This is a genomic window from Phytoactinopolyspora endophytica (assembly GCF_004138495.1).
In the GTDB taxonomy this organism is placed as follows: Bacteria; Actinomycetota; Actinomycetes; order Jiangellales; family Jiangellaceae; genus Phytoactinopolyspora; species Phytoactinopolyspora endophytica.
Genome location: NZ_ML142865.1, coordinates 163,502 through 175,098 on the forward strand (window position 1 = coordinate 163,502; position 11,597 = coordinate 175,098).

At 66.7% G+C, this 11,597-nt stretch carries 14 protein-coding genes and 1 tRNA gene; 7 read left to right on the plus strand and 8 right to left on the minus strand.

The genetic code is table 11. The features are described 5' to 3' along the window. The first annotated feature begins 367 nt into the window (after window positions 1–367). Entirely contained in the window at window positions 368–1,495 is a 1,128-nt protein-coding gene (locus tag ELR45_RS26850; RefSeq protein ID WP_165368123.1) for a serpin family protein, read from the plus strand. Window positions 1,496–1,514: 19 nt separating this feature from the next. On the opposite strand, the gene ELR45_RS26855 is transcribed toward ELR45_RS26850, so the two are convergent. From ELR45_RS26855 to ELR45_RS26865, 3 genes are read right to left on the minus strand one after another with little or no spacing between them, the layout of a single operon-like run. After that, on the minus strand, window positions 1,515–1,754 hold the full coding sequence (locus ELR45_RS26855; protein ID WP_129669057.1) for a helix-turn-helix transcriptional regulator: 240 nt from the start codon (window positions 1,752–1,754) through the stop codon (window positions 1,515–1,517). A gap of 15 nt (window positions 1,755–1,769) precedes the next feature. Continuing rightward, the gene (locus ELR45_RS26860; protein WP_129669058.1) at window positions 1,770–2,624 is read right to left on the minus strand and encodes an ABC transporter permease; all 855 of its coding nucleotides are present in this window, start codon (window positions 2,622–2,624) and stop codon (window positions 1,770–1,772) included. Next, entirely contained in the window at window positions 2,621–3,505 is an 885-nt protein-coding gene (locus ELR45_RS26865; protein ID WP_129669096.1) for an ABC transporter ATP-binding protein, read from the minus strand. Before ELR45_RS26865 ends, ELR45_RS26860 begins: the two co-directional genes overlap by 4 nt. Window positions 3,506–3,856: 351 nt before the next feature. Here ELR45_RS26865 and ELR45_RS26870 point away from each other — a divergent pair. The 3 genes from ELR45_RS26870 to ELR45_RS26880 all read left to right on the plus strand — a co-directional run bounded on the left by ELR45_RS26870 (window position 3,857) and on the right by ELR45_RS26880 (window position 5,406). Then, a tRNA-Lys gene (locus ELR45_RS26870) sits at window positions 3,857–3,932 on the plus strand. Window positions 3,933–4,235: 303 nt separating this feature from the next. Beyond that, complete coding sequence (locus ELR45_RS26875) at window positions 4,236–4,955, plus strand: ASCH domain-containing protein (protein WP_129669059.1); 720 nt, start codon at window positions 4,236–4,238, stop codon at window positions 4,953–4,955. Between the two features lie 223 nt (window positions 4,956–5,178). Beyond that, the gene (locus ELR45_RS26880) at window positions 5,179–5,406 is read left to right on the plus strand and encodes a tautomerase family protein (RefSeq protein WP_129669060.1); all 228 of its coding nucleotides are present in this window, start codon (window positions 5,179–5,181) and stop codon (window positions 5,404–5,406) included. Window positions 5,407–5,445: 39 nt separating this feature from the next. Here ELR45_RS26880 and ELR45_RS26885 read toward each other — a convergent pair whose 3' ends face one another. Further along, window positions 5,446–5,733 carry a hypothetical protein gene (locus tag ELR45_RS26885; RefSeq protein WP_129669061.1) on the minus strand — a complete coding sequence of 96 codons (288 nt, stop codon included), beginning with the start codon at window positions 5,731–5,733 and terminating at the stop codon, window positions 5,446–5,448. Continuing rightward, window positions 5,730–5,888, minus strand: a complete 159-nt coding sequence (locus ELR45_RS35880) for a hypothetical protein (protein WP_165368124.1) — start codon at window positions 5,886–5,888, stop codon at window positions 5,730–5,732. The genes ELR45_RS26885 and ELR45_RS35880 overlap by 4 nt, the downstream gene beginning before the upstream one ends. 190 nt (window positions 5,889–6,078) lie before the next feature. On the opposite strand from ELR45_RS35880, the gene ELR45_RS26890 reads away from it, so the two are divergent. Continuing rightward, a complete protein-coding gene (locus tag ELR45_RS26890) occupies window positions 6,079–6,495 on the plus strand; it encodes a hypothetical protein (RefSeq protein ID WP_129669062.1) in 417 nt (138 codons plus the stop codon). Window positions 6,496–6,509: 14 nt separating this feature from the next. After that, entirely contained in the window at window positions 6,510–8,324 is a 1,815-nt protein-coding gene (locus ELR45_RS26895) for an AfsR/SARP family transcriptional regulator (RefSeq protein WP_165368125.1), read from the plus strand. Window positions 8,325–8,346: 22 nt separating this feature from the next. Here ELR45_RS26895 and ELR45_RS26900 read toward each other — a convergent pair whose 3' ends face one another. Both ELR45_RS26900 and ELR45_RS26905 read right to left on the minus strand, forming a co-directional pair. Then, on the minus strand, window positions 8,347–9,315 hold the full coding sequence (locus tag ELR45_RS26900) for a hypothetical protein (protein WP_129669064.1): 969 nt from the start codon (window positions 9,313–9,315) through the stop codon (window positions 8,347–8,349). A 150-nt stretch (window positions 9,316–9,465) separates the two neighbouring features. Beyond that, window positions 9,466–10,047 (minus strand): TetR/AcrR family transcriptional regulator, encoded by a 582-nt coding sequence (locus ELR45_RS26905; RefSeq protein WP_165368126.1) that lies wholly within the window; start codon window positions 10,045–10,047, stop codon window positions 9,466–9,468. A 166-nt stretch (window positions 10,048–10,213) separates the two neighbouring features. On the opposite strand from ELR45_RS26905, the gene ELR45_RS26910 reads away from it, so the two are divergent. Next, window positions 10,214–10,462, plus strand: coding sequence for a hypothetical protein (locus ELR45_RS26910; protein ID WP_129669066.1), 249 nt, complete (start codon window positions 10,214–10,216; stop codon window positions 10,460–10,462). 40 nt (window positions 10,463–10,502) lie between these two features. Here the strand turns inward: ELR45_RS26910 and ELR45_RS26915 are convergent. Next, on the minus strand, window positions 10,503–11,597 hold a 1,095-nt coding region (locus ELR45_RS26915; protein WP_205857339.1), incomplete at its 5' end, for an MFS transporter.

The following is an 11,597-nucleotide window of genomic DNA, read 5'->3' on the forward strand; positions in this document are numbered from 1 at the left end:
AACCTTCCGTGAGTGGGTGTCGGTGCCTCCAGTCGATCGGAAGCTGTGGGCGCAGCTGCTTGAAGAGGCGGTCAACTTCGCCAGGAAGGGTCTGGCCAAGTAACATTCCGCGGCCGTCATCGGCGATGCGGTGCCGCCGTGCCAAACAGGCAATAGCAATTCTTGAGCTGGCATGTGGCGGGGAGGGCGTAAACCGGATCCGAGATGTCGGAGTCTAATTAGCATGAGAGCTCGATACGTGTTTGCGGTCATGGCTCTGTTGGTCGCCGCTTGCGGATCCGAGGCACCGTCGGACTCGCCGGCCGATGCGACACAGTCACCGGGCTCGGCGGACGATACGACGCCATCGTCGGGGCGGGCTACGCCGGTGGATGTCGAGCGCGCGCCAGTCGACGCCGATGCCCCGGTCGGTGCCCTGGCGGCTGGGTTCAACGAGGCCGGGTTCGATCTGCTGCGTGAGCAGCCGGTCGAGCAGAACGTCGTCTTCTCGCCGTCCAGCATCGGCAATGCGATGTTGATGGCTCGCGCCGCGGCTGATCCGGACACGGCGGCCGCCATCGACGCGGCGTTCCAGCTTCCCGACGGTTCACACGAGGCTTGGAACGCGCTCGACCAGCAACTGGAGGCCGCGCAAGGGGAAGACATCACGGTCACTGTCGCCGATCGGATCTGGCCGCGGGTCGACGCACAGCCGGACACGGACTGGCTCGAGCTGCTCGGCGCGTACCACGGCGCCGGCATTGAGCCGCTGGACCTAGCCGGCGACCCCGGAGGCAGCCGGGACCGGATCAACAGCTGGGTCGACGATCAGACCGAGGGTTTGATACCCGACCTGCTTCCCGAGGGCTTTATCGACGGAAACACCATCTTGGTGCTCACCGACGCGCTGTACTTCAAGGCCGCGTGGGCGACACCGTTCGGCAAGTACGGCCCAGTCGACGGAACCTTCACCAGGCTCGACGGCAGCGACGTCGACGTCGAGTTCATGCAACAACTAGAGCTCGGCGACCGGCGTGGCGAGGGCGACGGTTTCGTCGGTGCGGAGATCCCGTACGCCGGCGACGAGTTCTCGATGCTGGTGCTCGTGCCCGACGAGGGCCGCTTCGCCGACGTCCGTGATCGGCTCGACCAGGCCATGCTCGATGAGATCGACGCGACGTTCACGACCGGTCCATACGAGCTGCGGGTGCCGGCGTGGGAGACGACGACCCAACTCGACCTGCTCGGTTGGCTCGACGAGAGGGGAGCGGCGCCCGGCAGCTACCCGGCCATTTCGCCGGACACAGTCCTCGACGGCGCCGTGCACGGAGCCGACATCGCCGTCGACGAATGGGGCACGGTCGCCGCGGCCGCTACCGGGTTAGGTTTCGCTGAGAGTGGCCCACCGGAGCCAGAACTCCTCGTGGCTGCCGACAAACCATTCCTCTACCTCATCCGGCACCGTGACAGCGGCGTCGTCTTGTTCGCCGGCCAGGTGACCGACCCGACGGCATGAGATCGTCGGGTCGAACATGTCATGCGGAGCGTTCGGCCGAGCCGAGTCGGGGGAACTCGGTGGTCGAGAAGACCACTTCGACCGGGACCTCGAAATATTCGGCGATCTTCAGAGCCAGATAGAGGCTTGGACTGTACTCACCTCGTTCGAGATACCCCACCGTCTGGTAGTGGACGCCCAACGCGTCGGCGAGCTCACGGCGGGAGATGCCGCGCTCGGCTCGGAGCATGGCGATCCTGTTGTACACGGTCTCGTTCATCGGTTGCCCATCTTCTCAGCCGACACGCTGCATGGCTCGGTGACGGCGCTCCTCCACAGCCGAACCGGACTCCCGGCGGGCAATGGCCCGGAGGATGGGAGGAGCGACAAGCAGGCCTACGACGGCCCACGCGACGAGAACGCCGATTGTTTCGACGGGGCGCCAGGACGCTCCGATCTCGGCGGTCACGGCGGAGTCCGGAAGGAGCGCCCACCTCATGCCGTGTCCGAGCCAGTAGATGGGGAAGACCTGGGCGATGCCCTGGACCCAGCCGGCGAGCGCGGTGATCGGGTAGAAGATGCCCGAGATGGCCGTCAGCGCGCCGATCGCAAGCATGGTCAACCCGCCCGCCGCTTGCGGGCTGCGCACCAGTGAGCCGACGACCGCTCCCCACGGCAGAGTGGCCAGGAGCCCGAGTGCGGCGAAGCCGATCAGGGCCAGCCACCGGGTGACGTCCGTGGACAGCAGCTCGGGGACAAAGATCAATCCAGCGCCAAGGATGAGAGTGAGACCGATCGCCGTGTCCAAGGTGACACTCGTGACCTTGGCGGAGAAATAGCCGATCATGCCGTTCGGTATGGCCTTGGCTCGCAGGAGCGTTCCGTCCTCGCGCTCGACTGACAGGGCTCCTGCGGCACCGAGTGCGCTTCCCGCGACCACCATCATGCCCAGAATGCTGGGCAGCACCGTGCTCGCCAGAGACTGTGTGGTGCCGTCCACCGTCGAATCGCGCTGGAAGTACAGCACCAACGCGAACGAGAGGGCGAACGTTAGCTTGAAACCGAGCTCGTCCGCGCTGCGTAGGCCGATCTTGAACTCGGTCCATCCGCGGGAGGTCCCGAGACGGGCCGCATAGGCGGTCGGGTTCATCGGGGGTTCCTTTCCAGAGGGACGACGGTGCCGTCGTCGTGTCCGGTCTCGAAGCGATGCACCAGGGACATGTAGGTGTCCTCGAGGCTGGCGCGGCGTACCTCGAGGTCGCCGATCTTGTCACCGTGCTGGGAGAACAGCTCGCGGACGAATGCAGTGGCGTCGTCGGTGGGATGTACGTAGAACTCGCCGTCGCGGCTCCAGCGCACCTCGGCGTGGTTCGATACGCTCCGGGCGAGCTGGTCGGCGCTGCCGTCGGCGACGATCCGTCCGCCGGCGAGAATCAGGATCCGGTCGGCCAATTTCTCCGCTTCATGAAGATCGTGTGTGGTGAGCAGGATCGTGGTGTCCTCCAGATCAGCCAGCCTGTGCACCAGATCGTGAAACTCTCGGCGTGCGTGCGGGTCGAGGCCAGCGGTCGGCTCGTCGAGAAACAGCAGCTCGGGCCGCCCGACGATGCCGATCGCCACGTCGAGGCGGCGTCGCTGCCCACCGGATAGCTTGCTGACTCGTTGATCCGCCTGTTCTCCCAGGCCCACCATGTCGATCAGGTGGTCAGTGCGGACCGGGCGGTCCCGGTCCGGGCTCGAGTACGGCGAGTAGAAGCGGCCCAGGTGGTGGAGCAAGTCCCGCACGCGCCACTTGCCGTGGTCCCGCCAGGACTGCAGAACGATGCCGATCCGCGCGCGCCAGTGTTCGTCCCCGGCGGCGGGGTCGGTTCCCAAGACTCGGACATCGCCGGCTGAGCGCATCCGAAAGCCTTCGAGGATCTCGATGGTCGTGGTCTTGCCTGCCCCGTTGGGGCCTAACAGGGTGATCACCTCACCGCGGTGAATGGTGAGGTCGACGCCGTCCAGCACGTCCTTTGCCCCATAACGCATGCGTAGGTCGTGGACCTGGACGACAGCGTCGTGGTCGTGAGGATGGGCGCTCGGCACGTGCGCATCGAGCTGGCTCGACACAGGATCTACCTCGCTTCTACATAGCGTCCCTCTGTTGAACGATAGTACACATACTACATATGGAAGTATAGGTATGCATATGGCGTCGGGAACGAGTCCTGGGTATCCGATCTGGCGTGACCTGTTGAGTGCGTGATCCGACGACGCGTGCCGGGTCGCGCTGGCGGCAGTCACGTCCGCGACGGCATTGGATCTTTCATCGATGACCGTCCAAACACTCGGATTGCCGTTGCACTTGCGGCGCGGTGTCTCAGGTAGCCTGTTCCTGCAGGGCCGCTAGCTCAATTGGCAGAGCTGCGGACTTTTAATCCGTAGGTTCGGGGTTCGAGTCCCCGGCGGCCCACCATGATGTCGTTGTTCAAACCGCCGACATTGCCGGTTTGAGGTCCAGCTTCGGTTCCGCCGCTGTTCTGGCGGCGGAGTGCCTGGTGTTGCATGTCGGGATTGAAGAATACGTTGACCTGTTCGCCGGGTTCGCTGTCGAGGTCTTCGTCGTGGGCGACCATGAGCTTGATGAAGAAGGCTTGGATGCCACGCCTCGGGCGGGGAGGTTTCCCTGCTGTCCGCTGATGGTGACTCTGCGGTTCGCAGCAACGTCCCTCTGGTGCACGCAAGGGGCCCGTGTCGGCTCCGCTGGCAGGATGGACGCATGGATCCCCTCGAATCGGAGCGACGCGTCATCGAAGCTGCTGAGGTTCGCGCTCGGCTACTTGGCGAGAACTCGAACCACACCGTCGCCGCCGCGGCAATGGACACTGCGGGCCGCATCCACGCGGGCGTCAACGTCTACCACTTCACCGGCGGGCCATGCGCGGAGTTCGTTGCGATGGGGCTCGCCGCAACCGTGGAGGCAGGCCCACTGATCACGATGGCTGCGGCTGGCGATCGCGGACGCGGTCTCATCGGCCCGTGCGGCAGGTGTCGGCAAGCGATGCTCGACCTGCATCCGGACATCCTCGTCGCCGTGCCGTCCAAGAACGGACCGCAGATGCATCCGATCCGCAAACTTCTTCCCGGCGCCTACGAGTTTCCCGACGCGAACGCGCTCCGGGTGCTGCGGTTCAACAAGCGCTATTACGACAGCGTGATCGACGGAACCAAGGTGTCAACGATTCGATGGGACGAGACGCCGAGTGTCGGTCCGGCTGTCTTCGTCTTCGAGGACAAGTACGACCACCCACTCGTACGCGGCGCGATCACGGGCGTCAAGCGACAACTACTCAGCGAGCTCACGCCCCACAGCGCACACCTTCCTGCAGATGCCGACATGGCCGGTTACATCAACGGACTGCGCGACCATTACCCAGCCATGCCGCCAGAGGCTGAGGTCGACATCGTCACGTTCCACGTCGAGGCCGAGCCGACGTGAAAACGCGGATCGGTTGAGAGCGCCATCGGGATACGTCTGGCCCGCGGTCGGCTTCGACCTCGACGGAACGCTCTTCGCCACCACGGAGCGATGCTGAGTGGGCCACCAGAAGGCGACGGCCATGGGCACGAGCGGCCGTCACACGGCTCTTCACACGTCTCAAGGCGAGAGTTGTCGCTAGGTCCGCCGACCGCGGATCTCCGAGGGAGAGAGAGGGACAGCCATGCCGTTGATCCAGGTGAAATTGATCGAGGGTGTCTTCGATGAGGCACAGAAACGAACGATCGTGGAACGGCTCACCGACACGATGGTCGACATCGAAGGGGAGAACATGCGTCAGGTGACCTGGGTGCTCGTCGAGGAAGTGAAGAGCGGGCACTGGGCTATCGGCGGCCAGCCGCTTACCACGGCCGACGTGCAAGCCCTTGCTGCGGGCGTGCCTGCCGGCTGACATCCGAAGAGCCGTGCGTCCTCCATCCGCCGGTGCGTCTCAACACACGCGTTGAGACGCACCGGCGTCGATCGCCTCGGCGGCGACGGTGAGCGGGTCCTCCTTGTCCTGTTCGTCGAGAAACCCTTCTGCCGTGATGGTGGCACCGACGAAGGTGCCGACGGCCAGCACGGCGGCGCCACCCCATATCGCAACCTGGCGGAGCACGCGAGCCCACAACGGCACGATGGTGAGCGACCGCTGCTCGCGCTCTGCCCGACGCTTGCGCAGCGCGCTTGCGCGTTGACGCCGCTCGCGCTTGTCCCGGGACGAGGTTGACGCCGTCATCCGGTGGTCGCCCGCCTGGCCTGCTCGTACCGGAACAAGGCCGTCGGGAGATCCTCGACCAGCGCTCCGTACCCAGTGACGGCCCACTTGTCGTCACCGAGGAAGTACGGCTCGCCGGGACGCGTGTCGCTCGGGACCGCGTCAAGGTCTTGCACACCCCGGCGGATGTCTCCATGGCAGTGCCGACATACCGGCACAGAGACTGTGCCGGCACCGATCGCGTAGTCGACCTCCTTTGTGGCCCGGTCGTGCAACGGGTTGAAGAAGCACGGCTGGTCCGCTCGGGGTCACACGCCTTCTCACACGGTCCCACGAGATCGTGGTGCCACCGACGAGGGAGGCACCATGACCATCACGATGAATCGCATTGAGACGCAGCCGTTCCTGCCCAGCAACAGTGACGCGGATGGCGTACTGGGCACCCTGCGTGACGCCCTCGGCACCGTCTCGGAGCTGGACCCCGATCTAGTGCACTCTGACACCTGCGCCGGCCACGCGATCGTGACTCTCGCCGGGGCGGCCCGGGCGGCCGCCACAGCCCTGGGTACCGCGCCCGGGACCGTCCTGCGTGAAGGATCCGGCGTGGTTGTCGTCCGTGACCTGGTCGCCGCAGTGTCCCTTCTAGAGCTCGCGGCGTCACGACGCGGTGGTCCTTCGGACCCGCGTGCCTTGGAGCAGATCGCGCGCGGAGCGAACACCGCGTACAGCCGGCTTCTGCTTGCGGCTCCGTCGGCGACCAAAACGGGCGTACCATGCAGGTGAACGGGAGGGCGCCCATGGTGACGATCAAGTTGCTCGGGCGTCCGGCAGTCTTCGGCGACGGAGTCGAGCTGGACGGGCCACGCGGCAAGAAGGGCTGGGGCCTCCTCACATACTTGGTGAGCAACGGCGCCGCCGTCCCGCGCGAGCGCCTCGTCAGGCTCCTGTTTCCGGACGCCCAGGATGGCCTGGGCTCTTTGCGCTGGAACCTTGCGGAACTCCGCCGCATCACGCGAGAGCCGCACGCGTTCGCTGGGGACCCGGTGACGCTGTCCTTGACGCGCGACGTGCAGGTCGACATACACCTTCTGGCGGCGGCCCCATGGTATGAGGTGATCGACCAGATCGACCTGTCCGCACCGCTCCTCGAAGGGCTCACGTTCCCGTCATGCGCGGGCTTCGAGCTTTGGCTCGAGGGGGAGCGGCAACGTGTCGTTGCGCTTGCCGCGGCAGCTCTCCGCGAGGCCGCACGCGACGAGATCGCCTCCGCCCGGGCGGACGAAGCGGTGGGGCACGCCCGGCGCCTGGTCGCGCTCCAGCCATGGGACGAGAACTGCCATGAGCTCCTCGTTCGTGCGCTCGCTCGGTCCGGCGACGTCCCCGGGGCCCGTGCGCACGTCGAGCTGGTCACCGAATCTTTCCTTGACGAGCTCGGTGTGCCTCCCTCCCGTTCGGTGAGCGCCGCCGCGGAGCCGCTGATGTCCCGTCCCGCCCAGGCCAGCCGGACGCGCACGGAGGCACAGCTGCAGGCGGGCGTGACCGCCGTGTCGGCAGGTGCGTCGGACACCGGGATCGGGTCACTGCGGCGCGCGGTCGCCGGCGCGAGGGCGATTGCGGACCCCGAGCTCCTGGTCAGGGCACTGATCCACCTCGGCAGCGCCCAGGTGCACGCCGTCCGTGGCGCCGACGAGGCGGGCGTGGCGGCGCTCAGGGAGGCCGTGGCCGTCGCGGAACGCGTCGGACGTCCTGGCCTCGCGACCGCGGCCTGCCGGGAGCTGGCATGGGTGGAGTTCCTCCGCTGCCGCTTCGAGCCGGCCGAGCGTTGGCTGGACCGCGCCATGGCAACCGTGGGCGCCGACGATTCGGAGCGTGCCTGGATCCTGCTGACGAAGGGCTCTCTGCGCAGCGACGCCGGACGTTACGAGGAGGCGATACCGCTGTTCCTCGACGCCGTGCGTCACGCTGAGTATGGCGGCGATCTGCGGGCGTCCGCGATGGCGCTGACCCACCTCGGGCGACTGCGGCTGCTGCGCGGCGAGGATGAACTGGCGGCGGAGCACCTGGAGCGTGCCCGGGCACTGGCGGACCAGGCCGGCTGGCTCACGTTCGCGTCGTACCCGCTGTCGTGGAGCGCCGAGGTAGCCATGCACGCCGGTCGCGTCGACGAAGCTGAGGAGTTGTTCAGCCGCGCCCACGCACTGGCCGTCGAAGTGGGCGACCCGTGCTGGGAGAGCCTCGCGTGTCGGGGCCTCGGGCTGGTCGCGGCCGAGCGCGGGGAGCACACCGTGGCTGCTCGTCTGCTACACGATTCCCGAACCGCGTGCCGACGCGTGAACGACGCCTACGTCTGGCTGGAGGCCTACGGGCTTGCAGCCCAGGTGACCCATGCGATTGCAAACGGATTGGGCAACGTCGAGGAACTGGTGGACGACCTGGACCAGCTGGCGTCGGTGCACGGCATGCGGGAGCTCCAGGCGGAAGCCGCGATGCTCCGAGTCTCTGCGGGCAGGACCGACGCGTTGGAGGCAGCCCGGAGCCACGTCGCTTCCGTCGACAATCCGGTGCTCTCCGCACGGCTCATTCAGCTGGAGGCCGCTCTGGCCCGGCCCTGAGCCATCTGGCTGGTCTACTCTGTCATCCGGCGGTGACGTCGGTACAGGCGTCCACGATGGCTTTGGCTGCGTCACGCGGTGTGCCGTGCGCGGGGAAATGATGTGCACCGATGGCGGGCCGTGAGTTCACTTCGACGATGACGTGGTTCTCGGGTGTCGCCGGCCGAGTGTAGTCGGAGGCGATGATGTCCACGCCGGAGAGGCCGAGCTGCGGAAACGCCAGCTCTGCGCGCCCGGCGAGGTCCAGATACGACGGGTGCGCCGTGTCGGTCAGGTCGACGGAGTCCGCGCCACTGGAGAACCCGCCCCGATCGTCCAGCACTACCCGCTCGCCTGACGCCGGCACGTGGTGTGGGTCGCCACGTACCGGAACCGTGTGACCCCGCAGGTGCGGGTTGTCCTGCCGCGCGGCGTTCTTCTCTTCCACCAGCTCGGCGACGGTTGATCGGCCGTCGCCGATCACCTGAGCAGGAGTGCGTCCGGCCACAGCGATGCATCTCCCGCCGACGGTGAGGAACCGAGCTTCCTCACCGTCCTGGACACGCTCGACCACGACCTTGCCGCCCGGCGACACGGCCAGCTCCCAGGCCGCCCGGAATCCGTCCTCGTCGCTGACACCCACACTGACGCCGTGGCCGGAGCCTCGCCCGGCTGGCTTGACCGCAACCGGCCACAGCCGACGTGCCCTGCTGAGCGCGCGGTCGAAGTCATCCGACCGGTAAGAGCCGCCGGCTGCCACAGTCAGACCGGCTCGGCGCAGCAGGGCGCGGGTGTAGTCCTTGCGGGTGGTCAACTCGGCGCCGATGGTCGATGTGACCGCGCATCGAGTCATGTTCCATCCATGGGTGACGCCGTCGATGTCGACCACGAACGCCGCCTTGCGCAGCCATATCGGCTCGTGCCCGCGGCGAGATACCTCCAATGCGATCAGATGAGTGGACAGCTCGTAGTAGGTGCCGAGTGGAACTTCCTCCGCAGGTGGGTAACCCATCGTGTGACCCCCTCAGATCAGACGTTGCGCGGGCTCCCTCCGCTGGCCATTCCCCTGAACGCGCCCGCGTGTGGCGAGCGTAACGGCTGGGATGGATCTCTGGCCATCAGCGCAGATGAGAATGCGTCCAGCGAAGTCAATAGGCCTTCGTCACGTATCGGGCCCGGGTGGACGGACGGCGTCGAGGAGTAAGGCGAGCGCGCGGTTGACCCGATCGGTCGGAGCGGCGGGGCCGAAGCTGTGAGCCGCAGCGCTCAACATGTCAACCAGGAGCGCGGTGTCATCCAGGCCCAGGTCGGGCCGGATGCGCCCGGCTGCTTGCGCGTGACGTAGCGGTTCCTCGAAGATCGCGAGGAACCGAGCTGAGATGTCCTGCCTGGTCGCCTCCGACACGGCACGGCTATTGAAGACGTCGACGAAGCCCACGTCCTTGACGAGCATCTCGAGCATCGCGGTGAGGATGTCGATGTAGGCGTCGGCGGGATCGGCTGCGGCGTGGCTGACCCGTTCCAGTTCGGTGATGTTGTCAAGGAAGACGGCCTGCACCAGGCTTTCGCGGGTAGGGAACCGGCGGTGCATCGTCGCCCGGCCCACCCCGGCCTCGCGTGCGATGGCATCGAGGGGAGTGTCCAGACCGCGCTCGGCGAACAGCCTGCGGGCGGCCGAGATGATGGCGTCGCGGTTGCGGCGCGCATCCGCACGCAGCGACGTCATGCTCGGCTGGACGGTCACCAGAATGAGTATAGGCAGGGCAATGTCGATGTCAGCGGACGAAAGCCCGAACATATATGGGCTTGACTGCCCACTTGGCGCTACTATGGAGGCTCGTTCTGGAGCATGTCGGCGTTAGCGCAGCAGCTCTGGAGCTGGTTCTCGTTCAAGGGCGAAGGAGGGCGTGATGTTCCAGTTCGGCACGGCTGCTTACGCAGAACTGAGCTCGACGCTGGTGACGCTGCTCTCGGCGACGTTCGTGGTGGGAATCGCGCTGTTGCTCATGTCTGCGGTCGGGCACGCGTTGCGGGCTGTGGGCTTGTATCTGTATCGACGCCATTGCGAGCGTCAGGCCGAGGCATGCCGACATGCTGAAGCGCTACGCGGGATCTCAGAGCTTGAGCAATACCTGGGCCGTCGAGACGCGACACCGTGACCGCGCGTCACCGCAGCTGGCGGCGACTATCCATCACTCGTCAGGGACTGGGCGTGTTCCGTTCCGGGGCACGGACACGGAGGACGGCGAGGGCCCCGGCCAGGATCACCAGGACGATGCCGGCCATCCCCGCGCGCTGAGTCCCGAAGATGGCGATGAACCCGCTGAAGGCCGCCGGGCCGAGAAAGCTCACCGCCCGCCCGGTCGTGGCGTAGAGGCCGAACGCTTCTGCCTCGCGTTCCGGGCTGACGATACGGGCCAGGAACGTTCGGCTGGCGGACTGTGCCGGGCCGACGAACACCGCGAGGATCAGACCGCCCACCCAGAACGTCGCCTGCCCAGGGAGTGCGGTGATGAAGCTCCCGACGACGACCAGCGCCACCAGCGATCCGACGATGACCGTCTTCGGGCCTAACCGATCATCCAGCCGCCCACCGAAGACGGCGCCGAGCCCAGCTGTGAGGTTCGCGGCGATGGCGAAGATCACCACCTGCGTGTCACTGAATCCGAACGTGCCTGCGGCGATCACTCCGCCGAAGGTGAACACGGCGGCGAGCCCGTCCCGGTATACGGCGCTCGCGGCGAGGAACCACAGAGTGCGGCGCTCATCGCGCCACATGTGAGCCAGCCGCTTGCCCAGGACCACGTAGCTGGCGAAGAAATTGTGCCGCAGCCTTTCACCGGACGGCGGAGCCTCCGGCACGGCGAGGAGCACCGGTACGGCGAACAGTGCGAACCACACCGCCGAGAACAGCGCGACGACCCGGATGTTCATCCCGTCGTCGGAGGTCACACCGAACAGCCCGACATCTGGCTGGATGAACGCGAAGAGCACGATCGTCAGCGCGACGAGTCCACCGAAGTACCCCATGCCCCAGCCGAACCCGGACACCCGCCCGATCGTCTCCTTGGTGGAGATCCGGACCAGCATGGCGTTGTAGTTCACCCCCGCGAACTCGGAGAACACACTCCCGGCGGCGATCAGCGCCAGACCCAGCACCAGGTACGACGGGTCGTCGCGGACGAAGAACAACCCGGCTGTACACAGCACCACGAGCCCTGTATGCACACCGAGCCACAGCTTGCGCCTACCCGCGGCGTCGCTGCGCTGTCCCGTGACGGGCGCGAGTAAGGC